The organism is Methylocystis sp. WRRC1 (assembly GCF_020733155.1).
In the GTDB taxonomy this organism is placed as follows: Bacteria; Pseudomonadota; Alphaproteobacteria; order Rhizobiales; family Beijerinckiaceae; genus Methylocystis.
In genome coordinates, this window is record NZ_JAJFZJ010000001.1 from 988,241 (window position 1) to 1,011,496 (window position 23,256).

General features: G+C 64.7%; 28 protein-coding genes. 27 read left to right on the forward strand and 1 reads right to left on the reverse strand.

Annotated features, from left to right (window positions below):
- Positions 1-6: 6 nt before the first annotated feature.
- Positions 7-2,241 (reverse strand): PBP1A family penicillin-binding protein, encoded by a 2,235-nt coding sequence (locus LG047_RS04955; protein WP_227965767.1) that lies wholly within the window; start codon positions 2,239-2,241, stop codon positions 7-9.
- 140 nt (positions 2,242-2,381) lie between these two features.
- On the opposite strand from LG047_RS04955, the gene LG047_RS04960 reads away from it, so the two are divergent.
- The 27 genes from LG047_RS04960 to LG047_RS05090 all read left to right on the forward strand — a co-directional run bounded on the left by LG047_RS04960 (position 2,382) and on the right by LG047_RS05090 (position 23,206).
- Positions 2,382-2,873 (forward strand): YcgN family cysteine cluster protein, encoded by a 492-nt coding sequence (locus tag LG047_RS04960; protein WP_036287630.1) that lies wholly within the window; start codon positions 2,382-2,384, stop codon positions 2,871-2,873.
- A gap of 288 nt (positions 2,874-3,161) precedes the next feature.
- Positions 3,162-3,698, forward strand: a complete 537-nt coding sequence (locus tag LG047_RS04965; protein WP_227965768.1) for a hypothetical protein — start codon at positions 3,162-3,164, stop codon at positions 3,696-3,698.
- Positions 3,655-4,974 (forward strand): DNA-packaging protein, encoded by a 1,320-nt coding sequence (locus LG047_RS04970; protein ID WP_370634997.1) that lies wholly within the window; start codon positions 3,655-3,657, stop codon positions 4,972-4,974. The genes LG047_RS04965 and LG047_RS04970 overlap by 44 nt, the downstream gene beginning before the upstream one ends.
- A 26-nt stretch (positions 4,975-5,000) precedes the next feature.
- Entirely contained in the window at positions 5,001-6,209 is a 1,209-nt protein-coding gene (locus tag LG047_RS04975) for a phage portal protein (protein ID WP_227965770.1), read from the forward strand.
- Entirely contained in the window at positions 6,206-6,391 is a 186-nt protein-coding gene (locus LG047_RS04980) for a hypothetical protein (protein ID WP_036282760.1), read from the forward strand. Before LG047_RS04975 ends, LG047_RS04980 begins: the two co-directional genes overlap by 4 nt.
- The gene (locus LG047_RS04985; protein WP_227965771.1) at positions 6,391-6,567 is read left to right on the forward strand and encodes a histidine kinase; all 177 of its coding nucleotides are present in this window, start codon (positions 6,391-6,393) and stop codon (positions 6,565-6,567) included. The genes LG047_RS04980 and LG047_RS04985 overlap by 1 nt, the downstream gene beginning before the upstream one ends.
- A gap of 44 nt (positions 6,568-6,611) precedes the next feature.
- The gene (locus LG047_RS04990; protein WP_227965772.1) at positions 6,612-7,190 is read left to right on the forward strand and encodes an HK97 family phage prohead protease; all 579 of its coding nucleotides are present in this window, start codon (positions 6,612-6,614) and stop codon (positions 7,188-7,190) included.
- A 140-nt stretch (positions 7,191-7,330) separates the two neighbouring features.
- Positions 7,331-8,557 (forward strand): phage major capsid protein, encoded by a 1,227-nt coding sequence (locus tag LG047_RS04995; protein ID WP_227965773.1) that lies wholly within the window; start codon positions 7,331-7,333, stop codon positions 8,555-8,557.
- 70 nt (positions 8,558-8,627) lie between these two features.
- Positions 8,628-9,203 carry a head-tail connector protein gene (locus LG047_RS05000; RefSeq protein WP_227965774.1) on the forward strand — a complete coding sequence of 192 codons (576 nt, stop codon included), beginning with the start codon at positions 8,628-8,630 and terminating at the stop codon, positions 9,201-9,203.
- Positions 9,200-9,529, forward strand: coding sequence for a phage head closure protein (locus LG047_RS05005; protein WP_227965775.1), 330 nt, complete (start codon positions 9,200-9,202; stop codon positions 9,527-9,529). The genes LG047_RS05000 and LG047_RS05005 overlap by 4 nt, the downstream gene beginning before the upstream one ends.
- 10 nt (positions 9,530-9,539) lie before the next feature.
- Entirely contained in the window at positions 9,540-9,950 is a 411-nt protein-coding gene (locus LG047_RS05010) for a DUF3168 domain-containing protein (protein WP_227965776.1), read from the forward strand.
- Positions 9,951-9,970: 20 nt separating this feature from the next.
- Complete coding sequence (locus LG047_RS05015; protein WP_227965777.1) at positions 9,971-10,381, forward strand: phage major tail protein, TP901-1 family; 411 nt, start codon at positions 9,971-9,973, stop codon at positions 10,379-10,381.
- Positions 10,382-10,389: 8 nt separating this feature from the next.
- A complete protein-coding gene (locus LG047_RS05020; protein WP_227965778.1) occupies positions 10,390-10,746 on the forward strand; it encodes a gene transfer agent family protein in 357 nt (118 codons plus the stop codon).
- Complete coding sequence (locus LG047_RS05025; RefSeq protein ID WP_227968432.1) at positions 10,743-10,985, forward strand: rcc01693 family protein; 243 nt, start codon at positions 10,743-10,745, stop codon at positions 10,983-10,985. Before LG047_RS05020 ends, LG047_RS05025 begins: the two co-directional genes overlap by 4 nt.
- The gene (locus tag LG047_RS05030; protein ID WP_036282770.1) at positions 10,982-11,569 is read left to right on the forward strand and encodes a phage tail tape measure protein; all 588 of its coding nucleotides are present in this window, start codon (positions 10,982-10,984) and stop codon (positions 11,567-11,569) included. Before LG047_RS05025 ends, LG047_RS05030 begins: the two co-directional genes overlap by 4 nt.
- A gap of 21 nt (positions 11,570-11,590) precedes the next feature.
- Complete coding sequence (locus LG047_RS05035) at positions 11,591-12,229, forward strand: DUF2460 domain-containing protein (protein ID WP_227965779.1); 639 nt, start codon at positions 11,591-11,593, stop codon at positions 12,227-12,229.
- Positions 12,230-12,238: 9 nt separating this feature from the next.
- Positions 12,239-13,129 (forward strand): DUF2163 domain-containing protein, encoded by an 891-nt coding sequence (locus tag LG047_RS05040; RefSeq protein WP_227965780.1) that lies wholly within the window; start codon positions 12,239-12,241, stop codon positions 13,127-13,129.
- Positions 13,126-13,563 (forward strand): NlpC/P60 family protein, encoded by a 438-nt coding sequence (locus LG047_RS05045; protein WP_227965781.1) that lies wholly within the window; start codon positions 13,126-13,128, stop codon positions 13,561-13,563. The genes LG047_RS05040 and LG047_RS05045 overlap by 4 nt, the downstream gene beginning before the upstream one ends.
- Positions 13,564-13,591: 28 nt before the next feature.
- A complete protein-coding gene (locus LG047_RS05050) occupies positions 13,592-17,467 on the forward strand; it encodes a glycoside hydrolase/phage tail family protein (RefSeq protein WP_227965782.1) in 3,876 nt (1,291 codons plus the stop codon).
- 8 nt (positions 17,468-17,475) lie between these two features.
- Positions 17,476-19,059 (forward strand): DUF2793 domain-containing protein, encoded by a 1,584-nt coding sequence (locus LG047_RS19670; protein ID WP_305080314.1) that lies wholly within the window; start codon positions 17,476-17,478, stop codon positions 19,057-19,059.
- A gap of 12 nt (positions 19,060-19,071) precedes the next feature.
- Positions 19,072-19,509 (forward strand): hypothetical protein, encoded by a 438-nt coding sequence (locus LG047_RS05060; RefSeq protein WP_051134116.1) that lies wholly within the window; start codon positions 19,072-19,074, stop codon positions 19,507-19,509.
- 78 nt (positions 19,510-19,587) lie between these two features.
- The gene (locus LG047_RS05065; RefSeq protein ID WP_036282778.1) at positions 19,588-20,094 is read left to right on the forward strand and encodes a M15 family metallopeptidase; all 507 of its coding nucleotides are present in this window, start codon (positions 19,588-19,590) and stop codon (positions 20,092-20,094) included.
- A gap of 39 nt (positions 20,095-20,133) precedes the next feature.
- Positions 20,134-20,355 carry a hypothetical protein gene (locus tag LG047_RS05070; RefSeq protein ID WP_227965783.1) on the forward strand — a complete coding sequence of 74 codons (222 nt, stop codon included), beginning with the start codon at positions 20,134-20,136 and terminating at the stop codon, positions 20,353-20,355.
- Between the two features lie 31 nt (positions 20,356-20,386).
- Positions 20,387-20,566: a hypothetical protein gene (locus LG047_RS05075; protein ID WP_036282781.1), complete on the forward strand. Its 180-nt coding sequence runs from the start codon at positions 20,387-20,389 to the stop codon at positions 20,564-20,566.
- A 171-nt stretch (positions 20,567-20,737) separates the two neighbouring features.
- Complete coding sequence (locus LG047_RS05080; protein WP_227965784.1) at positions 20,738-21,100, forward strand: PepSY domain-containing protein; 363 nt, start codon at positions 20,738-20,740, stop codon at positions 21,098-21,100.
- Between the two features lie 33 nt (positions 21,101-21,133).
- Complete coding sequence (locus tag LG047_RS05085; protein ID WP_227965785.1) at positions 21,134-21,817, forward strand: response regulator transcription factor; 684 nt, start codon at positions 21,134-21,136, stop codon at positions 21,815-21,817.
- Between the two features lie 6 nt (positions 21,818-21,823).
- Positions 21,824-23,206, forward strand: a complete 1,383-nt coding sequence (locus LG047_RS05090) for a sensor histidine kinase (RefSeq protein WP_227965786.1) — start codon at positions 21,824-21,826, stop codon at positions 23,204-23,206.
- Positions 23,207-23,256: the final 50 nt, after the last annotated feature.

Consider the following 23,256-nt stretch of genomic DNA (forward strand, 5'->3'; position numbering starts at 1 on the left):
CCGCCCTTACTGGATTACGCCGCCGACGGCGCGGAAGCCCTGCGAACTGTTTCGCGGCTCGTCCTGCGACGCGAGCGCCGCGGGGCCTTCCAGCGCGCTCTGCTTGCCGCCGCCGATCGTCCTGATCTTCAGCTGAATGGATTCGAGCGCCTGAACGGCCCCTTTCGACAGGGTCGCGGGGCGCTGCGGCGCGCCGAGCTCCAGCGGCTTAACGCCATTTGCCGCGACGGCGTCCGCGGCCTTGGGATCGGGCTTCAGGCCGACGATGGGCTTCAGCGGAACGCCCTGATGCGCATAGGCCATGACGTCGTGCCAGGTGCCGGCGGGCAGCGTGCCGCCGGTCATGTTGTTCATCGGATCATTGTCGTCGTTGCCATACCAAACGCAGCCGCCCATCGTGCCGGAGTAGCCGCAGAACCATGCGTCCTTGTAGCCGTTGGTGGTGCCGGTCTTGCCGATGACGTCGATTCCCTCGCCGAGCTGGGCGCGCTTGCCGGTGCCTTCCTCGACGACTTTTTTCATCATGCCGGCAAGCTCGACGACTTTCTCATAGGGAACCGCCTGCTGCTGCGGCGGCGCGTCGCGATCGTGACGATAAAGCAGTTCGCCCTGACGATTGCGGATTTCGACGGCGGCGTAGGGCGTCGTCTTCTTGCCGCCATTGACGAAGGCGGCGTAGGCGGCGGAATGCTCGAGCAAAATCACGTCGCTCTGCCCCACGGGCAGCGACGGCGTGTCCTCGAGCGGCGTGGTGATGCCAAGTCGCCGGCAGGTGTCGATGATTTTGGCGCGGCCAACGCGCGAGTCGCCATTGCCGATCGCCTGCGACAGCTGAATCGCGACAGTATTGAGCGACTTCGCCAGCGCCATGGCGAGCGGCATGGAGCCGGCATAACCGCCGCTGTAATTGTGGACGCAATAATTGCCGATGCAGGTCGGGCGGTCGGTGACGATGGTCGTCGGCTTGTATTTGCCGGTCATCAGCGCCGTCAGATAGACGTAGGGCTTGAAGGACGAACCCGGCTGGCGGGAGCCGTCCGTCGCGCGGTTGAACTGGCTCGCGCCATAGTCGCGCCCGCCGACGATAGCCCGCACCGCGCCGTCGGGCTCCATCACCACCATCGCGGCCTGCTTGACGCGATAGGAGCGGCCCTGCTCGCGCAGATTTTTCTCGATCACTTCCTCCGCGCGTTTCTGCACATTGGAGTCCAGCGCCGTGCGCACCGCCAGCACGCGATTGTCGCCGAGCTTGCCGGCGGCCGCGAGCTTGCGGATTTCGCCGAAGGCGTAGTCGAGATACCAGTCGGGCGCCGTCTCGCGCTTGCGGTCGATCGGCGTCGCCGGGCTGCGCTGCGCCGCGATGATCTGGCTCGGAGTCATAAAGCCGGCGTCGACGAGATTGTTCAGCACGTCATTGGCGCGGGCGCGGGCCGCCGGGAGATTGTTGTGGGGCGCGTATTTCGTCGGCGCCTTGAAGAGACCCGCGAGCATCGCCGCCTCCGCGAGCGTCACGTCCTTGACCGACTTGCCGAAATAAAACTCCGCCGCCGCCTGAATGCCGAAGGCGCCGCCGCCCATGTAGACACGGTCGAGATAGAGCTGCAATATTTCGCGCTTGGTGAGGTGGTGCTCCAGCCACAGCGCGAGGAAGGCCTCGTTGATCTTGCGAGTTATGGTGCGCTCGTTGGAGAGAAAGAGATTCTTGGCGAGCTGCTGGGTGATGGAGGAGCCGCCCTGCACGACGCCCGAGGAACGCGCGTTGACAGTCAGCGCGCGCGCCGTCCCGATGACGTCGATGCCGAAATGTTCATAGAAGCGGCGATCCTCGGTGGCGAGCACGGCCTTGATGAGGTAGTCGGGATATTGCTCCAGCGGCACGGAATCGTCATGCTTGATGCCGCGCTGTCCGACTTCCGCGCCGTAACGATCCAGAAAAGTGACGGCGAGATCGGTCTGCTTCAACCAATCGTTCTCGTTCGTCATCTGAAACGCCGAGCCGGCCAGCGCCAGCAGGACGACGCCGCCGGCAAGGCCGAGCGTCAGCGCCTCGCAGGAGAGTTCGACCGCAACGCGCGAGAAGCCGGAGACGTGAAAACGCTCCATGAAGGCGGAGAAATCCTCGTAAAGCTCGCGCGAACGGCGGCCGCTGTCGAACATGCTGGAGTCGATCAGCGCGTCGATTCTCAGCAGGATTCGCTTGATCCGCTTCACAATGGGCGAGGACGAAAAACGCTCGAACACGGCTGCCAGAACTCCCCGCGGCGGAAAAACCGCCGGCCATTATTAACTTTACCACTTTTTAAACCATCTTGACGACGGCTTGACGGACGCTCATTGCGGATATGGTTTCCGCCGGGCGGCGGAAGCGCCGAAAGGGAACAATGGCGGGCGAAAAAGGCAAAAAAGGCGCACAAACGCCCTTCTGGGAAAAACCCCTCTCCGACCTCACCCGCGCGCAATGGGAAAAGCTCTGCGACGGCTGCGGGCGGTGCTGTCTGGTCAAGCTCGAGGATGACGACACCGGCGCGATCTATCACACGAGCGTTGCGTGCAAGCTCCTGGACCACGAAAGCTGCCAGTGCGGGGATTATCCGAACCGGCGCGACCATGTGCCCGACTGCGTGCGGCTGACGCTGGCGAAGCTGCAGAAAATCAACTGGCTGCCCCCGACCTGCGCCTATGTGTTGCGAAACGAGGGCAAGCCCCTGCCGCCCTGGCACCCGCTGATCTCCGGCGATCCCGACAGCGTGCATCGCGCAGATGTTTCCGTACGCGGAAAGGTCGAGGCGGGGGAGGATGAGATCGACACCGACGATCTGCCGGATTTCATCCGCCTGTGGCCCAAGCGCTGGCCGAAGAAGGCGCGATATTGAGGGGGCGCGGAATTTTTTCAGTATTTTGGAATTTATTCCTTGACACCCGAACGCTGCTCGGGTAGATAAAGCTCATGCTCCACAATTGCGCTCGAGCGGCGGCGGAACCAAACGGGACGCCGCCCGGCGCGGAGTGAAACAAGTTACCGCAAGCATCCGTCCGTCATTGCGATGAGCGCAATAGACGAAGCCATTCCGGCGTCGCCTCAGGGCGCCCGGAGCGCTTCGTTGCGCTCGCAATGGCGAAGGCTGCGTTGCAGAGCGTCAATCGGATCCTGGCGAGTGCGCATGAAAACGAGAGCCGCCCCGCCCTCGCGCGAGAAAATCGCGCAGGCGAAACTTCTCTACGACGCTGGCGTCACGCCCATCGCTGAAATTCTCGACCTCCTCGGCATGAGCGTCGGTCAGTTCCGCCGCTTCCGGGAATCGAACGGCTGGCCGATGCGCCCCTCCGCCTGCGCGCCGAAATCGAAACCGCCGTCCGGAGCCGCTCCGCCCCCGAAGAAAGACGCCAGCGGACTGATCGCGCGGCTCGAAGAGGCGGTCGAGCGCGAATTCGCTCGCGCCGAGGCGGCGCTGGAAAAACACGCGCCGAAGACCACCGAGGCGAGCGCCCGAACGCTCGCGATACTCGTGAAGACGCTCGCCGAACTTAAGCGCATTCGGCGCGAATCCGGCGAACAGAGAGACGGCGCCAGGGACGACGATGACGAATCCGCCTCCGCCCATGACGAACCGCCCCGCGAACTGGCCGAACTGCGCACGGAGCTTGCTCGACGGATTGAGCGACTGCGCGGCGAACGGCCTTCTGAACGAGGCGATTGACGGCCTCTCCGCCCAGGAACTCGCGCGCCTGCTGAACGATTGGGAGTTCGTCGCGCGAAAGGACCAATGGCCGCCCGACCTCACTGAAGCCGGCCTGCCATGGCGCGTCTGGCTCATCCTCGGCGGACGCGGCGCAGGCAAGACCCGCGCCGGCGCGGAATGGGTGAAGGGCCTGGCGCTCGGGCGCCCGCATTTTTGCGCGCGGCCGGTGTCACGCATCGCACTCATCGGCGAGACCGCCGCCGACGTGCGCGAGGTCATGATCGAAGGCGTGTCCGGCCTGCTTGCGATTCACGGAAAGCGGGATCGGCCGCGATGGGAAAGTTCGCGCCGCCGTCTCGTCTGGGACTCCGGCGTCGTCGCGCAGGCGTTTTCGGCGGAAGATCCGGAAAGCCTGCGCGGACCCCAATTTCACGCCGCCTGGTGCGACGAACTCGCTAAGTGGCGCTACGCCAGGGAGACATGGGACATGCTGCAATTCGGCCTGCGCCTCGGCGACTGGCCGCGACAGCTCGTGACGACGACGCCGCGGCCGACGCCATTGCTGAAAGACCTCATCGCACACCCGGCGACCGTTTTGACGCGCGCGCTGACGCGCGAGAACGCCGCCAATCTTGCGCCGTCATTTCTAGAAAGCGTCGTGGCGCAATACGCCGGCACGCGGCTGGGACGGCAGGAGCTCGACGGCGAGATCGTCGAGGAACGCAAGGACGCGCTGTGGACGCGCGACCTGATCGAAGCCTCGCGCGTTGCCGATGCGCCAAGGCTTGCGCGCATCGTCGTCGCGGTCGATCCGCCGGCGAGTTCCGGCAAGCGCGCCGACAATTGCGGAATCATCGCCGCCGGCGCCGACGCGGGAGGCGCGATCTTCGTCCTCGCGGACTCGACGATCTCCGCGGCGCGTCCGGCGCAATGGGCCCGCGCGGCGATCGCGCTTTATCACAAGCTTTCCGCGGACGTCCTCGTCGCCGAAGTCAATCAGGGCGGCGAGATGGTGCGCGCGGTGCTGAATGAAGCCGATCCCGCCGCGCCCGTGACAATGGTGCGCGCGACGCGCGGCAAATATCTGCGCGCGGCGCCGGTTGCGCAACTTTACGAACAGGGTCGCGTGAAACATGTCGGCGCGTTTCCCGCGCTCGAGGACGAAATGTGCGATTTCGGCTTCGACGGATTGTCCTGCGGACGCTCGCCCGACAGGCTCGACGCGCTGGTGTGGGCAATCACCGCCCTGGCGCTGACGCCGAAAGCGCCCGAACCGCGCATGCGGCGAGTGTGAAACCAAGCCATGAAAAGGGATTCGAAATGCCGTCGCTCCTCTCGCGCCTTCTCGGCGCGCGCGCTCCCGCGCGTGAAACCAAATATTCGCGCGCGGCGAAACTTCTCGCCATGCACACGATCGGCCAGCCGCACTGGACGACGCGCAATTCTTCCAGCCTGACGCGCGAAGGCTATGAGCGCAACGCCGTATGCCATCGCTGCGTGCGCATGATTGCGGAGAGCGCCGCCTCGGTGCCCTGGCTCATGTATCACGGCCGCGACGAACTGATCGACCATCCGCTGCTCGATCTCATCGAGCGGCCCAATCCGCTCGACACCGGCGTTTCCTTCATCGAAACAATCTGCGCCAATCTTCTGCTTTACGGGAACGCCTATGTCGAGTCCGTCCTGCTCGACGGGCAATTACGCGAACTCTACGCGCTTCGTCCGGACCGCATGACCGTCGAGCCAGGCAAGAACGGCTGGCCTGCGGCCTACGTCTATCGCGCCATGGGCGACGAAGCGCGCTACGAAATGCGGGGCGAGGGAATCGAGCCGATTCTGCACATAAAACTATTCAATCCGCTCGACGATTATTACGGATTCGCGCCCCTCGCCGCCGCCCAGATCGCGCTCGACACCCATAACGCCGCGAGCTTCTGGAACAAGGCGCTGCTCGACAATTCGGCGCGACCTTCCGGCGCCCTTGTATACGCCGGGCCGGACGGCGCGCATCTGACGGACGAGCAGTTCACGCGGCTGAAGGAGGAGCTCGAAGAGAATTTCTCCGGCGCCGTCAATGCGGGCCGCCCTCTCCTTCTCGAAGGCGGCCTCGACTGGAAAGCCCTGTCGCTTTCGCCAAAAGACATGGACTTCACGGAAACCAAGGCGGGCGCTGCACGAGAAATCGCTCTCGCCTTCGGCGTGCCGCCGCTGCTCATGGGGCTGCCCGGCGACAATACGTTCAGCAATTATCAGGAAGCCAATCGCGCCTTCTGGCGACAGACCGTGCTGCCGTTGGTCGTCCGCATCCAGAAGAGCTTTCAGGCCTGGCTGCAGCCGGGATTTGAAACCTTCCGCTTCGACTATAACGCAGACCGGCTGGAAGCCTTCGCAACCGAGCGCGCAAGCGAATGGGAGCGCGTCGGCAAGGCGAACTTCCTTACGCTCGACGAGCAGCGCGAGGCGGTCGGCTATGGTCGCCGGCCAACGCCGGACGCAATGCGGGCTGGCGCAAAATGCGAGGCGGAATGAGCGACATTCTCGGCGCCGTGCTCGAACGCGGCGACCTTGCGCATCTTGCGCTGTTTCTCTGGGCCTGCGTCGCCACCGCGCAGGCCAATATGGCGATGCGCGAGCTTAGCGAGGCAACGAGACGCATCGACGCTTTCGTGCGCGAACTCTCGAGATTCAACCGAAGATATGGGAGCGATTAATGACGCATGTGACATGGCGGTTTCCATTCAAGAAGCGCGGACGCCGGCGCGCGTCGCGTTATCGCGAAGACCCATCCGCCGTATTCAAGACCTTCGTCCAGGTTCTGACGCAGATGCACGCCCAGACACGCGCGTCAGACCAGCTTCATCTCGGCGCACATCCGGAGAAAAGCTGATGCCGGCGGCCATGACCGATATTCGCTTCGGCGCGGCGAGAGAAATGAAGCGCGCTCGAGCGCCGCTCGCGCGAACGGGCGCGGGCGGCGCAATTGAAGGTTACGCCAGTCTTTTCGGCGTCGTCGACAATGGCGGCGACATGGTGATGGCCGGCGCCTTTGCGCGTTCGCTGCTCAAACGCGGCGCCGCTGGCGTGAAGATGCTCTGGCAGCACCAGGCGAGCGAACCGATCGGCGTGTGGACGTCGATCTTAGAGGACGCGCGCGGACTGAAAGTCGCGGGTCGCCTCGATCTCTCTGTGGCTCGCGCCCGCGAGGCGCTGTCGCTGCTGCGCGGCGGCGCCGTCGACGGGCTATCGATCGGTTTTCGCACCCTGCGCGCAACGACCGACAAAAGCACTGGCGTGCGCCGCTTGCACGAAATCGATTTGTGGGAGATCTCGATCGTCACTTTTCCAATGCTGACAGCGGCGAGAGTTGACGCAGTCAAGCGCGGGGCGCTTGTTCCCGAGCCCCGCACAATCGATAGAACGTCCTGCAAAGTCGCAAGGCTGAAATCGCAGCAGGCCGCCTTGGCCTTCGAACGCCAGTTACGCAGACTCGACGGCCAGCGGCCGCTCTGACTTCCCGACATATCCGCGTCGTCGCCGTCGGCCGTGGATAGCAACAAAAGACGGCTCTCATACGCGCAACCCATTACTCGACGGCGCCTGCCGCGCGAGAGCGGTCGCGCGCGCCTGTTTTGCATCAAGAGGTGGTCTCAATGTCATCGATCGAAATAAAGTCTGCCGGCGACGATATCGTCGCCGATCTCAATCGCGCTTTCAGCGCCTTCAAGGAAGCCAATGACGAGCGTCTGGCGCAGATCGAGACCCGCATGGGCGCTGATGTCGTCACAGAGGAAAAGCTCGCGCGCATCGACCAGACGCTCGATGAAACGAAGAGCCGTCTCGATCGTCTCGCGCTCGACATGTCGCGCCCGCGCATTGGCGGGGCAGCTGTAGAGGACCGCAACGGACGCGAACACAAATCCGCATTCAATCACTACATGCGCTCCGGCGAGGCGACCGGCCTGAAGGCGCTCGAGGCCAAGGCGATGTCGCGCTCCTCGGGTCCCGACGGCGGTTATCTCGTGCCGATCCCCGCTGAACGCGAGATCCTGCGCCGTCTCGCGAAGCTCTCGCCGATCCGCGCGATCGCAAGCGTGCGCGAAATCTCGAGCGCATCATTGCGCCGGGCGTTTTCCACGACCGGCCCTGCCGCCGGGTGGGTGACGGAAACCGATCCGCGACCCCAGACCAATAACCAGCAGATAGCGGACATGACCTTCCCGGCAATGGAGCTTTACGCCATGCCTGCCGCAACGCAGGCGCTGCTCGACGACGCTGTCGTGGACATCGAGCAATGGATCGCCGACGAAGTGCAGGTCGCCTTCGCGGAGCAGGAAGGAGCCGCCTTCGTCAGCGGCGACGGCGTCAACAAGCCGAAAGGCTTCCTCGCCTATACGACCGTCGCCGACGCAAGCTGGACCTGGGGCAATGTCGGCTATGTCGTGACGGGCGTTTCCGGCGCCTTCGCCGCGACGAATCCGTCGGACGCGCTGTTCAACCTCGTCTACGCCTTGCGCGCCGGCTATCGACAGAACGGCAAATTCGTCATGGGCCGTCGGGCCCAATCCCTCGTGCGGCAGTTCAAGACGACGACGGGCGACTACATCTGGACGCCCCCGGCGACGGCCGACGGATCGGCCTCGCTGATGAACTTTCCCGTCGTCGAGGCCGAGGACATGCCGGATCCCGCCGCCAACAGCCTCTCGATCGCCTTCGGCGATTTCGAGCGCGGCTATGTTGTCGTGGATCGCGTCGGCATTCGCGTCTTGCGCGATCCCTACTCCGCGAAGCCCTATGTGCTTTTCTACACGACGAAGCGCGTCGGCGGCGGCGTGCAGAATTTCGAGGCGATCAAGCTGCTGAAATTTGGCGTCTCCTGAGCCTCCGCGCTTCACGCGTCCGCGGCGCAAGTCGCCGCGGACTTTCCCTCCCCCGACATCAGGAGCAGGCATGCGACCCATGCTCATTGGCGCGCCAGCAGTCGAGCCCGTCTCGCTTGCGGAAGCGAAATCGTGGCTGCGAGAAGATTCGAGCGACGAAGACCAGTTGATCCAGGCGCTGATCGTTGCGGCGCGCATGACTCTCGAGGCCTATACGCGCCGGTTTTTTGTCACACAAAACTGGCGTCTGATCCTTGACGCCTGGCCATCCTCGCTACGCGCAACGTCGACCGTCGCCCTGCCCTTTGCGCCGTTCCAGACCGTGACCGCCATCCGCGTATACGAGGTCAATGACGCCTCGCTACTCGTCGGTTCGACGACCTATCGCGCGCCTTCCGCGACAGACGCCGGACGCATCGTCTTCAATTCCGCGCCGCCCGCGCCGGGGCGCGCGAACGATGGCGTCGAAATCGATCTGACCGTCGGCTACGGCTCGCTCGCGGCGCAAACGCCCGAACCATTGCGGCGCGCCATCCTGACGCTTGTCGCCTATTGGCGGGAAAATCGCGGCGACGACGACGGAAGCGCCCTGCCTAAATCAGTCATACCGCTCGCGAGCCCCTTCCGACGCGAGCGGCTGGCATGAGTCGGCGACCTTCCATCGGCGACCTGCGTCAGCGCGTGACGATCGAATCCGTCATGGACACATTCGACGACGTCGGCGGATTTGCGCGCAGCTTTACGCCCCTTGCGCAAGTCTGGGCGCGGATCGAAGCGACCGGCGCGCGCGACCAGTTCGTGGAGCAGCGGGCGGAGCAATCAACGACACATGTCGTGACGATCCGATGGCGCGACGACGTGAAGAGCCAGATGCGCTTCGCTTTTCGCGGGCGAAAACTGCTCATCCGGAGCGTTCTCGATCACGACGAACGGCGCCGCTTCCTTGCCTGCGAATGCGAGGAGATTTCGTAAGGAGGAGAGCATGAGCACATCGCCGGTCATCGCGCTTCGAAAGGCGATCCGCGCGCATCTTCTCGCTGATGCGGCGCTCGTCGCGGCGCTCGGCGGCGGCAAGATCTTCGACGAGACGCCGCGCAACGCTGAACCGCCCTATGCGCTTTTTGGCGAAACGCAGATGCGCGATTGGTCGGCCGACCTTTCGCGCGGCGCCGAACAATTTCTGACCTTTGCCGTCGTTTCGACCCAGCGCGGGTTGAGCGAGGCGCTCGGGATCGCGCAACAGATCGTGGATCTGATCGACGAAACGCCGCTCACGCTTCATGGCCACATGTTGATTGATCTGCGCTTCGCTTCCCTGGAGACGAAACGGGATCAGACCGGTCGCTTCGCCCGCGTCAATTTACGCTTCCGCGCAACAACCGAATATCTCTAACATTCAAGGAAACTACGAAGATGTCCGCCCAAAAAGGCAAGGATCTGTTGTTGAAGATCGGCGACGGCGCCGGCGGCTTCGTAACCGTGGCCGGACTGCGCACGCGACGCATCGCGCTCAACGCCGATACGGTCGACGTCACCGACGCAGAGTCGAACGGCCGCTGGCGCGAATTGCTCGGCGGCGCCGGCGTCAGACGCGCCAGCGTTTCCGGAACCGGCGTATTCAAGGACCAGCCGTCGGACGCGATGCTCCGTCAGGCGTTTTTCGACGGGTCGCTGCGCGACTGGGAAATTGTCGTCCCCGGCTTCGGCGTGCTCAGCGGACCATTTCAGATTTCCAATCTCGACTATCGCGGCGAACATGCTGCGGAAGTCACTTTCGACATCTCGCTCGACTCCGCGGGCGCGATTACCTTCACGGCAATCTGAGGCGAGTCATGGCGAATTCGAAGCGCGGTGAGATCGAGGCGCTGCTCGACGGGAAAACCTACACTCTTTGTCTTACGCTCGGCGCATTGGCGGAGCTCGAAAGCGGACTGGGCGCAAATGACCTCGTCGCGATGGCGGAACGCTTCGAGGCGCGTCGACTCTCCGCCCGCGACATTCTCCGCATCATCGGCTGCGGGTTGCGCGGCGCCGGACATGCGCTGAGCGACGACGACGTTGCGCAGATGAAGGTTTCGGGGGGACTTGCGGGCTATGTGCAGATTGCGGCGAACCTCCTCGCCGCGACATTCGGCGACGAGCCGGAGCCGCACGCGCCGCAAAACCCTCCGACGCCGCAGGACGCCTGACGGCGAAGCGAACGAAGACGGCGCACGCTCCCTCTCCCCGCGCGCCTTTTCCGTTCTCGCGCGCCATGGCCTTTGGCCTGGGCGTCCTGCGGCTTGCCCCCCGCGACTTCTGGTCGATGACGCCGCGCGAACTGCATCGCGCGATGGAAGGCGTCTACGGACGTGGTGGCGGGGCGCCGTCACGCGCGACCCTCGATGAATTGATGCGCGAATTTCCAGACGCGAGGCCTCCAAAGTGACTGAAGCAGATAATTTTCCCGACGTCTTCAATCAGCCTGGAGCAAACAACCCGCTCGCCGCCCAGGATCTCAAGGCGATGAAAGCGTTGCTCGACCAGATCAATGTTTCCGCGGGCAACGTCACTCGAACCCTTTCCAACGGCTTTGGCGCAGCGTCCACGAGCGGCAAGAGTTTTAACGAGACTCTCGCGGCAATCGCGCAATCGCTGGCGAGAGTCGCTATGCGCGAAGGCGCCAGGGCCCTGGCCCAGGGCCTCGTAAGCGGGCTGAGCGGTCTCTTTTCGAACGCCTTCAGCGGGAGCGGCGCCGTCACGCCCTTCGCGGAAGGCGGCGTCGTCGCAAGTCCTGCCTATTTCGCCAATGGCGGAACAGTCGGGTTGATGGGAGAACGCGGAGCCGAGGCGATCATGCCGCTTGCGCGCGGCGCCGACGGACGGCTCGGCGTGGTCGCACAGACTGGCCGCGCGCCGGTAGCCGTGACGGTGAACATCGCCGCACAGGATATCGAAAGCTTCCGCCGTTCGGAGGCGCAGATCACCGGCGCGCTCGCGCGCGCTGTGGCGCGAGGCCAACGCAATCTTTGACCATTCTCGAAGGGATAGCGCATGAGCGATTTTCACGAGGTCCGCTTTCCGCTCGATGTTTCCCTGCATGGCAGTGGAGGACCGGAGAGACGCACTGAAATAGTGACGCTGGGCTCCAACCGGGAGGCCCGAAACGCGCGCTGGGCGCATTCGCGGCGACGCTACGAAGCGGGCTATGGCGTAAAGAGCCTCACACAGCTCGCGCAAGTCATCGAGTTTTTCGAGGAGCGGCGCGGAAGACTCTATGGCTTCCGCTGGCGCGATCGAGCCGATCACGCGTCCTGCACGCCAGGCGCAACGATTTCGCCCATAGATCAGGTCATCGGCGCGGGGGATGGAACGCGCGCAACTTTCCAGCTCGTGAAGACCTATGGCGGCGCCTTTTCCGCCTATACGCGAGCCATCGCAAAGCCGGTCGCCGGGAGCGTGCGCGTCGCAGTCGATGGCGTGGAGAAGACCGCGTTGCAAATGTCGGTCGATACCACGACGGGGCTCGTGACATTTGCGCCGGGACAGATTCCTGCAGCAGGCGCCGTCGTGACTGCGGGATTTCATTTCGACGTGCCGGTTCGTTTCGACACCGACTTTCTCGAAATCGACATACAGGCTTTCGAGGCCGGAGTCATTCCGAAAATCCCGGTCATCGAAATTGCGTTGTGAGGAACCACGATGCTGAATCTTTCTCCTTCCATGCAGGCGAAACTGGAATCTCGCGCGACAAGCTTTTGCAATTGCTGGCGGCTCGCGCGACGGGACGGCGTTGTAATGGGCTTCACGGATCACGACCGGGATCTTTCCTTCAACGGCGTGACATTTAGCGCCGGCGCCGGGCTATTCGCGTCGCAACTCGAAAGCGGCCTCGGCCTCGCGCCAGGAACAGCGGAGGCGAGCGGCGCACTGACCGACGACAGTTTGCGTGAGGCCGATCTTCTCAACGGGCTTTACGACGGCGCCTCGGTAGAGACATGGCTTGTCGACTGGAGGAATGTCTCGGACCGACTGTTGCTCGACGTGTCGACGATCGGAGAAGTGCGGCGCGGGGAATTTGTATTCCATGCGGAGTTGCGCTCGGCCGCCCATATCTTCGACCAGCAACAGGGCCGCGCTTTTCAGCGCGGGTGCTCCGCGGAGCTCGGCGATGCGCGTTGCGGCGTCAATCTCGCAACGGCGGGTTTGCATACGACGGGAACGGTCGTCTCATTCGCTGGCGGCGTGATGACGCTCGACCTCGCGGCCTCCTTTGTCAGCGGCTTCTTCACTGGCGGCGTTCTGGAATTCACGAACGGCGACAACGCCGGCGCGCGTCTCACAGTGAAATCACACTTGCAGGAAGCATCGCGCGCGAGCATTGCGCTCTGGACTCCTCCTGGAGCTATGGTCATCGCAGGCGACGCGGTTTCGGTGACCGCAGGATGCGACAAGTCTCCATCGACCTGCCAGACGAGGTTCAACAACATCGTCAACTATCGCGGCTTCCCGCATATGCCGGGCAATGATCGCGTTATCGCCTATCCCAGCGCGCTGGCGCCGGCGATGGACGGAGGGAGCTTTTTTCGATGAGCCTCGAACGCGAAGCAATCGTCGCTGCGGCGCGTCGCTGGATCGGGACGCCATACACGCATCAGGCGTCGCTCCTTCACGTCGGCTGCGACTGCCTCGGGCTCGTTCGCGGCGTGTGGCGTGAAGTAATCGGCGACGAGCCCGAACGCGCGCCGCCATACACGCCGGACTGGGCGGAGACGCTCGGCGTCGAGACGCTTCTCGAAGCAGCTCATCGACATTTCGTGGCCGTGCCGCCCAATGCGTATTGCGCCGGCGATGTTCTCGTCTTTCGCTTTCGGGATCATCTGCCGGCAAAACATCTCGGCATTGCGACCTCCGCGACGCATATGGTGCATGCGCACAGCGGCGCCGGTGTTTCGGAGACGCCGGTCGGAATGCATTGGCGCAAACGCATAACCGCCGCATTCGCTTTTCCCGGCGTCTCCCGCTGACGCACCATCTCACCTTTTCGAGGTATTCATGGCGACGCTCGTTCTACAGACGGTCGGCTCCGTGGTCGGCGGTGCCGTGGCCGGGCCGATCGGTTCGACAATCGGACGACTCGTTGGAGCCGCCGGCGGCGCCTTCATCGATCAGGCGCTGCAGCCGCAATCTTCGCCGCGCTATTCCATCGGCCCGCGGCTGAAATCCATGGATGGCGTTACGTCCATGGAAGGCGCGGGCGTTCCGCGCGTCTATGGCCGCGCGCGGATCGGGGGACAGATGATCTGGGCGACGCGCTTTCTCGAGCGCGTGTCCGTCGCTCCCGGAAACAGTCAGAAAAGCGGCAAGGGAACCGGCGGCGGCGACGCGCCGACCTTCAATTTCACCTATTCCTATTCGGCGAATTTCGCCATCGCCCTCTGCGAAGGGCCGATCGCTTTCGTGCGGCGCATCTGGGCCGATGGCTCGGAACTCGACATGACGACGCTGCCGATCCGCATTTATACGGGAACAGAGAATCAGGGGCCGGATCCGCTGATCGTCGCCAAGGAAGGCGGCGGCAATGCGCCGGCCTATCGCGGCCTCGCCTATATTGTCTTTGACGATCTCCCCCTCGCCGCTTTCGGCAATCGCATTCCGCAATTCACATTCGAGGTGGTGAAGCCTGTCGCGGGGCTCGGCGAAATGATCCGCGGCGTGGATCTCATTCCGGGCGCGACCGAGGCCGGCTATCTGCCGACGCTGAAGCTGAATTTCTATTCGCCTGGAGCGACGGCGGCGGAAAATCGTCATCAGTTGACGGCGGCTACCGACTGGACGGCGTCGATCGACGCATTGCAGGCGCTCTGTCCCAATCTCGAAAGCGTGGCCCTCGTCGTCGCGTGGTTTGGCGACGATCTGCGCGCGGAGCATTGCACAGTCACGCCGCGCGTCGATGCGCCGTTCAAGACCATCGGCCAGTTCAATTACATCATCGGCCCCTATTGGCCGCCGGACTGGTCCGTCGCCGGTCAGACGCGAGCGACGGCGCAAATCGTTTCCCAGATCGACGGCCGCGCCGCTTATGGCGGCACGCCGAGCGACGCCTCGGTCGTCGCCGCCATTTCCGATCTGAAGGCGCGCGGGCTTTCGGTCGTTTTCTATCCATTCCTGATGATGGATGTGCCGCCGGGGAACACCCTGGCCAACCCCTACACGGGCGGGGATGGGCAGCCGGTGTTTCCCTGGCGCGGACGCATCACCTGCGATCCCGCGCCGGGTCGGCCCGCTTCGCCGGACGCAACGGCGGCTGCGGCTTCGCAGATCAACGCCTTCGTTGCGCGTTACCGGACTTTCATCCTGCACTACGCCAATCTCTGCCAGTCCGCCGGGGGTGTCGACGCCTTTCTCATCGGCTCCGAAATGATCGGCCTCACGCGCGTGCGCTCTGCGCCCGGACAATATCCATTCGTCACGGCGCTCACGGCGTTGGCGGCGGACGTGAAGGAGATCGTCGGCGGCGCGACGAAGGTCTCCTATTCCGCCGACTGGACGGAATATGGCGCGCATGTTCCGACGGCGGGGGAATTGCGCTTTCCGCTCGATCCCTTCTGGGCGTCGAGCGCTGTCGATTTTATCGGCGTCGACGTTTATTGGCCGCTCTCCGACTGGCGTGACGGCGACGCGCATCTCGACGCGCAGGAAGCGGCGAGCGTCCATGATCTCGCTTATCTGACGTCACGGGTCGCGTCAGGCGAAGGCTACGACTGGTATTACGCGGACGCCAGCGCGCGCGCCGCGCAAGTCCGCACGCCGATCACGGATGGCCTCGGCAAGCCTTGGGTGCATCGGCAGAAGGACTTTCTCTCCTTCTGGTCGCAACAGCATTACGAGCGAGTCGGCGACGCGGAGCTCGCGGCGCCCACGGCCTGGGTTCCGCAGTCCAAACCGATCTGGATCATGGAGACGGGATGTCCCGCGGTCGATCGCGGAGCCAATGCGCCGAATGTCTTTCCCGACGCGCGCTCGAGCGAGGGAGGACTCCCCTATTTCTCGCGCGACGGTCGCGATGATCTGATGCAGGCGCGCTTTCTCGAAGCGATGATCGCACATTTCGATCCGACTCGTCCCGGCGGCGCGACAGCGAATCCCACGTCGGCGGTTTACGGCGGTCCGATGGTCGATCCTTCCCGCATTCATGTCTGGTGCTGGGATGCGCGGCCTTTCCCTGCGTTCCCCTCTCAGAGCGCCGTGTGGAGCGATGCGGCAAACTGGGAGACCGGACATTGGCTCAACGGCCGACTGGAGGGCGTTCCGCTCGATCGTCTGGCAGTGGAGTTGGCGAAGGCCGTCGAGGCGCCGGGCCTCGTGGTCGATCGGCCCAATATCGGCGGCTTTCTCGACGGCTATGTTGTGGAGCGGCCAATGTCGCCGCGCGAAGCAATCGATCCGCTTTGCGCGCTCTATGGTTTCGACGCGGTCGTCGGAGGCGGCAAGCTGGATTTCATCGAGCGGCGGGGAGCGGCGACGTCGATTGACGACGATGATCTCGTCGCCGGCAGGGACGCGACGCTCGTCACGCTGACGCGCGCGCAGGAAAGCGAACTGCCGCATGAGATCGCGCTTTCCTATTCGGACTCGGAAAACGACTTCCAGATGGCCCGCGTGCTGTCGCGCCGACTTGAAGGCCTCTCCGCGCGCCAGAGCGAAGCGCAGGCGGCGGTGATGACGCATCGCGCCAACGCGCAAATGCTCGCCAATGTCTGGCTGCAGGATTTGTGGATCGGGCGTGAGACGGCGGAATTCGCGCTGCGGCCGGGACTCGTTGCGCTCCGGCCGGGCGATCTCGTGCGTCTCGGCGCCGCGGGCGGCGGGCGGTTGTTCCAGATCCAGCGGATCACGGACGGCGCTGCGCGGCAGGTGAGCGCGCGCGCCATTGATCCCTCCGTCTATGACGTCCCCGCGCCGCGAATTTCACGCAACGCGACCGCTTCGCCAAAAATTCTGGGGCCGCCGCGCGTCGTTGTGCTCGATCTCGCGATCGAACGCGACCAGCCCGCGCTGTCATATGTCGCCGCTTTCGCCGATCCCTGGCCGGGATCGCTGGCGATCGTGAAATTGACGGGCGGCGACGCCGAAACTGTCGGCGTGATAGGCAAGCGCGGGACGATCGGCGACACGCTCGACACGTTGCGCGCCGGACCTGTGGCGCGCTTCGACAATGGATCGAGCGTGACGGTGAGATTGAGCGGGGGCGAACTCGCTTCGGTCGACGATCTCGCCGCGCTCGCGGGAAAAAGCGCCATGGCGATACAGGGCGGCGACGGCGCGTGGGAGATCTTTTCCTTCGCGCACGCCGAACTCGTCGCGGCCCGCACCTTTCGACTCTCGCGGCTCATTCGCGGGCTGGGAGGCGAGGAACATCTGGCGGCGTGCGATGCGCCGGCGGGGTCGACTGTCGTGCTGCTCGACGATGCGCTGGTTCCGCTGGCGCGCAAGGTTTCCGAAATCGGCGCTCCAATTACCTATGCGATCGGTCCCGCCGACCGGAACTACGCCGACCCGCTCTATGTGCGCGCCAGCGTCACGGCGACCAACAAGTCGCTGCGGCCCTATGCGCCGACGCAGGCGCGCGCTCTGCGGACTGTGAATGGAATCGTGATCAGCTTCATCAGGCGATCGCGCGTCGACTCCGACGCATGGGAGACGCTCGACGTCCCGCTGGGCGAAGCGAGCGAAGCCTATGAGGCGGAGATCGCGCTCCCCGCCGGGACACGCAGGCTCGTCGCGACGACGCCGTCGATCCTCTATCCCGCCGCGCAGGAGATCGCCGATTTCGGCGCAGAGCAAAGCGTAATCAGCCTCTCGATCTATCAAATCAGCGCCACGGTCGGACGCGGCTTTCCGCTCACCGTGACGCTCGACGTTCAATAGGGAAAACGATGACGCTCACAAAACATCTTGCGCTGCCGCTCATCGATGCGGCGCAAGCGCAGAAACACGTCACGCACAATGAAGCGCTCGCTTTGCTCGATGCGCTCGCGCATCTCGCCGTCAGCGCGCGCGATGCGGCAACGCCGCCGGCGACGCCGGCGGAAGGCGATCGCCTTCTCGTCGGCGCGGCCGCAACCGGCGCCTTCGCCGGCAAGGACTTTCAGGTCGCAACCTTTCTCGCGGGCGGCTGGACCTTTCTTTCGCCGCAGGCCGGTTGGCGCGTCTATGTCGCGGACGAATCCCGCCTGCTCGTCTTTGACGGCGCCGGCTGGATCGACGTCGGATCGACGTTCGACGAATTCCAAAATCTCGCGCGCCTCGGCGTGGGAACGCTCGCCAACGCGGCAAATCCGCTTTCTGCGAAACTCAACGCCGCGCTCTTCACCGCGAAGCCGGTCGCAGAAAGCGGCTCGGGCGATCTGCGCGTCACGCTCAACAAGGAGGGCGCGGCGAATACGGTCTCGCAGCTCTATCAGTCCGGCTACTCCGGACGCGCCGAGACGGGGCTCACAGGCGACGACGATTTTCGCGTGAAAGTTTCTCCCGACGGTTCGACCTGGAAAGATGGAATCGTCGTCGATAGGACAACCGGCGCAGTGTCGTTTCCCAACGGCGGTCCGACGAAAATCGTCGCCTTTACCTCCAGCGGCGTCTACACGCCGACGCCCGGCCTGCGCTTTGCGGACGTGATCCTCTTCGGCGGCGGAGGCGGCGGCGGATCGGGGGCGCGTCAGGCGGCCGGAGCGGCGGCTTCGGGCGGCGGAGGCGGCGGAGGCGGCGGCGTCAACCGCGGGCGCTTCACGGCGGCGCAGATCGGCGCCGGCAAGGTGATCGCCATCGGCGCCGGAGGCGCGCCGGGCTCCGCTCAGACGACAAACTCTACAGCCGGCAACGCAGGCGCCGCCGGGGGCGCCACGGCCTTCGGAACGCTGATCAGGGCTGGTGGAGGCGGCGGCGGCGCCGGGGGCGGACTCGCTGTCGCGTCGGGCGGCGGCGGCGGCGGCGCGGATATCAACGGCGGCGGCGGTTCGGGGCCGACCGCGGGCGCGGGCGCTTACGGCCTCGCCAATGGCGGCGCGGGCGCGCAGGGCGGAAGCTCGCTCGGCGGAGACGTGGGCTCCGGCGGCGGAGGCGGCCCCGCAGCGGGGGCGGCGGGAGCGGCGGGAGGAACGGTTCGCAAGGCGCCGGCGGGAGGCGGCGCGGGAGGCGGCCTTACGACCGCGAACGCTGTCAGCCCGGGCGGCGTGGGCGGACTCCTTTACGTCAACAACACGGCCCAGCAGGGCGCCGCCGGCGCGGCCGGCGTCAGTGGAGGCGCCGGGCCGTCCTTCGCTGCCGGCGTCGGACCCGTCGACCAGCCGGGCGGAGGCGGCGGCGGCGGCGGCTCGTCGCTCACGGCGGCGGGCAATGGCGGCGCAGGAGGCTTTCCCGGCGGCGGCGGAGGCGGCGGGGGCGCACACCAGAATGGCGGCTCGGGCGGAGCCGGCGGCGCCGGCGGCGCGGGTTACGCCATTATCATCGAATATTTCTGATCGGAGGTCGCCATGCGATTTGCCCTCATTCGCGACGGCGTTGTGGAAAACGTCGTCGAGGCCGAAGAGAATTTCCCGAGCGGACATTCCCCGACCGACGGCGGCGTGATTGCGTTGCCGGCGCAAAACGCCGGGCCGGGGTGGATTTACGACGGCGAGACGTTTTCGCCGCCAGACGTCGTCGCCTCTGCGCCGGAATCGGTGACAATGTTTCAGGCGCGCGAAATCCTGCGGCGCACGCCGGCAAAGAACGGTGGAACGCTGCTCGACGCCGTCAACGCCTACATCGACTCGCAGCGCGCTGAACAGCCGACGCTGGCCCTCGCCTGGGAATATGCGACGCATGTGGAGCGCAATGGCGTTTTCGTCAAAGCGCTCGCCGGCGTCTTCGATTTGAGCGAGGCGGCGCTCGACGAACTCTTCCGCGTCGCCGCGACAATCGACGCCTGAGCCCCCTCTTCACGCCCAACGCAAATCTCGTGCGCCAGCGCGCGCGATTACGTCCGCTTGCCTGAAAGGAAACCCGCAATGAACTGGCCACATGAACGCGTCGTCTCCGAATTGATCGAGTTTTACGGCGATCCCGTGCTGCACAGCTCGATCAATCCCAAATGGGAGCGCGACAACATCGTCGATCTCGTTCCCCCCTACGCCATGCGCTACTCCTGGGGGCCGCCGGTGAGGGCGCTGCGCTTCCACAGGAAATGCCGGGACGCTTTCGGCGAGGCGCTGCTCTCCATCAAGAAACTTTACGGAACGCAAAAGGACATCGAGGCGCACCGCATGCATCTGACGGGCGGCTCGCTGATGGTGCGACTGAAGCGCGGATCGAGCCATTCATGGTCGATCCACAGCTGGGGGGCCGCGCTCGACATCGATCCGCAACACAATCCTTTCCCTGCGAAATGGCGCCCCGGCTTCATTCCGATCGAAGCGGCGCAAGCCTTCCAGAAATGCGGGCTGATCTGGCGCGGCGCGAACGGCGACAACGACCCGATGCATTTCCAGGCGGCCGAGCACAGCTATCGCCACTGAGGCGACGACCTTCCGGCGACAACGACAAGGAGAAAATCAATGTCCGCCCTCGATAATCTGACGGCAGCTTTCAATGATGTGAGATCCGCCGTTGCGCTCGGCGTCGAAAGAATTCGCCAGCTTGCGCAGGATCTCGCCATCGCGCGCGCGAGCGCAGCCGACGCCGCCGTGATCGACCAGATCGCCGCCGAACTCCATGCGACCGCCGACCAGCTGCGCATCGCGCTGGCGACTGTCGATCATACGCAGCCTCACGCCTGACCCGCGACCCTCACACGAAACGGAGAATGCAATGATCGGTTATCGCACCTATATCGCCGCCGCGCTGGTCGCCATTTTCGGGGCGCTCGCCTCGACCGACTGGATTTCCTTCATGGATGACCCCAAGGCCGGCGCCGTCGCCCTCGGCTCCGCGGTTCTGATGGCCGTAATGCGCAGTTTCACCACAACCCCGCCCGGCTGGAGACTGTGACGCTTCTGCTGATGAGCAGCTAAGGTTGCGGGAATTGCGCGCTACGCCGAAGGTCGCCATGATGCTCTGCGATGAATGCAGCCTATTCACGCGCCCGAGGGCGTCGGGGCGGGCGCAGGCCAACACTCTCATTCACCGCGCGTTCATTGCGCGCGGTGAAGTATCGGGTCAATGATGAAGGAAACGCCGGCCGCCTTGACAAGGTTCCGTTACGCCTGCTTTGCAACCGTGAGCGCGGCTGCGCTTGCCTGCGCGCGCGCAGAAGAGGCCGCGGAGCGCGCGCCCGATCGGCCGCAGTGCTTCTCCACCACCCAGACCCGCGAGAAGATCGAGAAGCACAAGCTGACCGACCCGTTCACCTGCATGCGCGCCGAAGCTGCAAAGCTGAACGGCGAGCCGATCGGCGCGAGGTTGTGTCGTCTCGCGGAAATCTTCATCTACGAGATCAGCGTTCTGCAGCCGGACGGCCGCGTCGTGAAAATTCATGTCGACGCGACGACCGGCCGGCCGCATTCTGGCCGCAAGGAAAACTGACTCCGTAGGGCTGCTCCATCGGGAGGGGAAAAGTTGCGACTGCTCGTCGTGGAGGACGACAAGGATTTGAATCGCCAGATCGCGCAGGCGCTGGAACAATCCGGCTACGCCGTCGACCGCGCCTTCGACGGCGAGGAAGGGCAGTATCTGGGCGACAACGAGCCCTATGACGCAGTGGTGCTGGACATCGGCCTACCCAAGAAGGATGGCATCACTGTGCTGGAAGAATGGCGCGCAGCCGGCCGCGACATGCCTGTCCTCATTTTGACCGCGCGCGACCGCTGGAGCGAGAAGGTGCAGGGTTTCGACGCCGGCGCGGACGACTATGTCGCCAAGCCCTTCCACATGGAGGAAGTTCTGGCGCGAATACGCGCCCTGCTGCGCCGCAGAACCGGCCATGCGACGAATGAACTCGTTTGCGGCGCGGTGCGGCTCGACACCAAATCCGGCCGCGTCGTCGTCGACGGCGCGCCGGTGAAGCTCACCTCCCATGAATATCGGCTGCTCGCCTATCTGATGCACCACAGCGGCCGCGTCGTGTCGCGCGGCGAGATCATCGAGCATCTTTACGACCAGGATTTCGACCGCGATTCGAACACGGTGGAGGTCTTCGTCGGCCGTCTGCGCAAGAAGCTCGGGGTCGATCTCATCCAGACCGTGCGCGGCCTCGGCTATATGGCCGCGCCGCCGACGGAGGTCGCCGGCGGGAAACGGTAAGAGCGCATGCGCCTCCCGGGACTCTCGGCAAATTCGATCGCCACCCGCCTGTTTCTGACGGCGGCTGCGCTGAGTTCCGCCGTGCTGCTCCTCGCGAGCATTTTCTTCACGGCCTATTACCGTAAGGAGGCGGAGGAGGTCTTCGAGCGACGGCTCGACGTCTATCTGCGCGCCATCGTCGCCGACGTCTCGCAATCGGGCGAGGAGGGCCGCACCGGGCCGGGACAGCTTGGCGACCCTCAATTCGAACTTCCCGGATCGGGCTGGTATTGGCAGATCACGCGCATGGACGATGAGACGCGCGACATCAAGGCGTCGCGCTCCCTTTTCGCCGGACGCTTGCCGAAGCTCTCCGAACTCGGCGTCCCGGCGGAAGTCGGCGGCTTTCGTCGCGGCTTCGCTCAGGGCCCGGACGGACATCGGTTGCGCATTGTCGAGCGCGTGATCGACGTCGGCGACACAGGCATCTATCTCGTGCAGGTTGCGGGCAGCGCCGATGAAATGGAAGAGCAGATTACGCGTTTTCGGTTCGAGCTGATGGTCGCCTTTGCCGCGCTCGCGATAGCGCTGGCGATCGTCGCCGCGTTTCAGGTGCGTTTCGGCCTTCGGCCATTGCGAATGTTGAGACACGAACTCGTCGCCATCCGTCGCGGCGAACGTGAACGCATCTCGGGCGACTATCCAAGCGAAGTGGCTCCTCTCGCGGGTGAGCTGAACCTGCTCATCAGCGCCAATCGTGACATTCTGGAGCGCGCCCGCACGCAGGTCGGCAACCTCGCCCATGCGCTGAAAACGCCGCTCAGCGTCATGGTCAATGAAGCGGACGCCGTCCCCTCCCCTCTCTCGGACAAGGTAAGCGAGCAGGCTCGGATCATGCGCGACCAGATTTCATTCTATCTCGACCGCGCAAGGGCGGCGGCGCGCGGCGGGGCGCTCGGCGCGGCGACGCAGGTCGAGCCATGCGTCGAGGCGCTCCTGCGCACCTTCACGAAAATCTACAGCGACAAAGGTGTGAGATTCTCCGGCGGGTCGGGAAAGGATCTGCGCTTTCTCGGCGAGCGGCAGGATCTGGAGGAGATGATCGGCAATCTCCTCGACAATGCCGGAAAATGGGCGAAATCCGAGGTCAATATCGCAGTCGATAGCGAACAGGACCCGGCCGGACGGACGATTCTTCGCGTCACGATCGACGATGATGGCCCCGGCCTCGCGCCGGAGCTTCGCGCGCAGGCGACGGAGCGCGGTCGCCGACTCGATGAAACCAAGCCGGGGTCTGGGCTTGGCCTCTCCATCGTCGTCGATCTCGCGGCGGCCTACGGCGGATCGCTGGCGCTCGAGGACAGTCCCGGCGGGGGACTGCGCGCGCAGTTGCGCCTGCCGGGGTTTTGACAGCCACGCTTCGATCCTGCATGAGGGGAGAATTGCGGCCGGAATCAACA

What these genes read in the sequence shown, in the direction of transcription:
- LG047_RS05015 (WP_227965777.1), top strand. Translation starts at nt 9,971, where the DNA reads ATGTCCGCCCAAAAAGGCAAGGATCTGTTGTTGAAGATCGGCGACGGC.
- LG047_RS04965 (WP_227965768.1), top strand. Translation starts at nt 3,162, where the DNA reads ATGAAAACGAGAGCCGCCCCGCCCTCGCGCGAGAAAATCGCGCAGGCG.
- LG047_RS05045 (WP_227965781.1), top strand. Translation starts at nt 13,126, where the DNA reads ATGAGCCTCGAACGCGAAGCAATCGTCGCTGCGGCGCGTCGCTGGATC.
- LG047_RS05020 (WP_227965778.1), top strand. Translation starts at nt 10,390, where the DNA reads ATGGCGAATTCGAAGCGCGGTGAGATCGAGGCGCTGCTCGACGGGAAA.
- LG047_RS05065 (WP_036282778.1), top strand. Translation starts at nt 19,588, where the DNA reads ATGAACTGGCCACATGAACGCGTCGTCTCCGAATTGATCGAGTTTTAC.
- LG047_RS04990 (WP_227965772.1), top strand. Translation starts at nt 6,612, where the DNA reads ATGAAGCGCGCTCGAGCGCCGCTCGCGCGAACGGGCGCGGGCGGCGCA.
- LG047_RS19670 (WP_305080314.1), top strand. Translation starts at nt 17,476, where the DNA reads ATGACGCTCACAAAACATCTTGCGCTGCCGCTCATCGATGCGGCGCAA.
- LG047_RS05000 (WP_227965774.1), top strand. Translation starts at nt 8,628, where the DNA reads ATGCGACCCATGCTCATTGGCGCGCCAGCAGTCGAGCCCGTCTCGCTT.
- LG047_RS05035 (WP_227965779.1), top strand. Translation starts at nt 11,591, where the DNA reads ATGAGCGATTTTCACGAGGTCCGCTTTCCGCTCGATGTTTCCCTGCAT.
- LG047_RS05090 (WP_227965786.1), top strand. Translation starts at nt 21,824, where the DNA reads ATGCGCCTCCCGGGACTCTCGGCAAATTCGATCGCCACCCGCCTGTTT.
- LG047_RS05005 (WP_227965775.1), top strand. Translation starts at nt 9,200, where the DNA reads ATGAGTCGGCGACCTTCCATCGGCGACCTGCGTCAGCGCGTGACGATC.
- LG047_RS05060 (WP_051134116.1), top strand. Translation starts at nt 19,072, where the DNA reads ATGCGATTTGCCCTCATTCGCGACGGCGTTGTGGAAAACGTCGTCGAG.
- LG047_RS04960 (WP_036287630.1), top strand. Translation starts at nt 2,382, where the DNA reads ATGGCGGGCGAAAAAGGCAAAAAAGGCGCACAAACGCCCTTCTGGGAA.
- LG047_RS05040 (WP_227965780.1), top strand. Translation starts at nt 12,239, where the DNA reads ATGCTGAATCTTTCTCCTTCCATGCAGGCGAAACTGGAATCTCGCGCG.
- LG047_RS05070 (WP_227965783.1), top strand. Translation starts at nt 20,134, where the DNA reads ATGTCCGCCCTCGATAATCTGACGGCAGCTTTCAATGATGTGAGATCC.
- LG047_RS04985 (WP_227965771.1), top strand. Translation starts at nt 6,391, where the DNA reads ATGACGCATGTGACATGGCGGTTTCCATTCAAGAAGCGCGGACGCCGG.
- LG047_RS04980 (WP_036282760.1), top strand. Translation starts at nt 6,206, where the DNA reads ATGAGCGACATTCTCGGCGCCGTGCTCGAACGCGGCGACCTTGCGCAT.
- LG047_RS04995 (WP_227965773.1), top strand. Translation starts at nt 7,331, where the DNA reads ATGTCATCGATCGAAATAAAGTCTGCCGGCGACGATATCGTCGCCGAT.
- LG047_RS05075 (WP_036282781.1), top strand. Translation starts at nt 20,387, where the DNA reads ATGATCGGTTATCGCACCTATATCGCCGCCGCGCTGGTCGCCATTTTC.
- LG047_RS05010 (WP_227965776.1), top strand. Translation starts at nt 9,540, where the DNA reads ATGAGCACATCGCCGGTCATCGCGCTTCGAAAGGCGATCCGCGCGCAT.
- LG047_RS05050 (WP_227965782.1), top strand. Translation starts at nt 13,592, where the DNA reads ATGGCGACGCTCGTTCTACAGACGGTCGGCTCCGTGGTCGGCGGTGCC.
- LG047_RS05080 (WP_227965784.1), top strand. Translation starts at nt 20,738, where the DNA reads ATGATGAAGGAAACGCCGGCCGCCTTGACAAGGTTCCGTTACGCCTGC.
- LG047_RS04975 (WP_227965770.1), top strand. Translation starts at nt 5,001, where the DNA reads ATGCCGTCGCTCCTCTCGCGCCTTCTCGGCGCGCGCGCTCCCGCGCGT.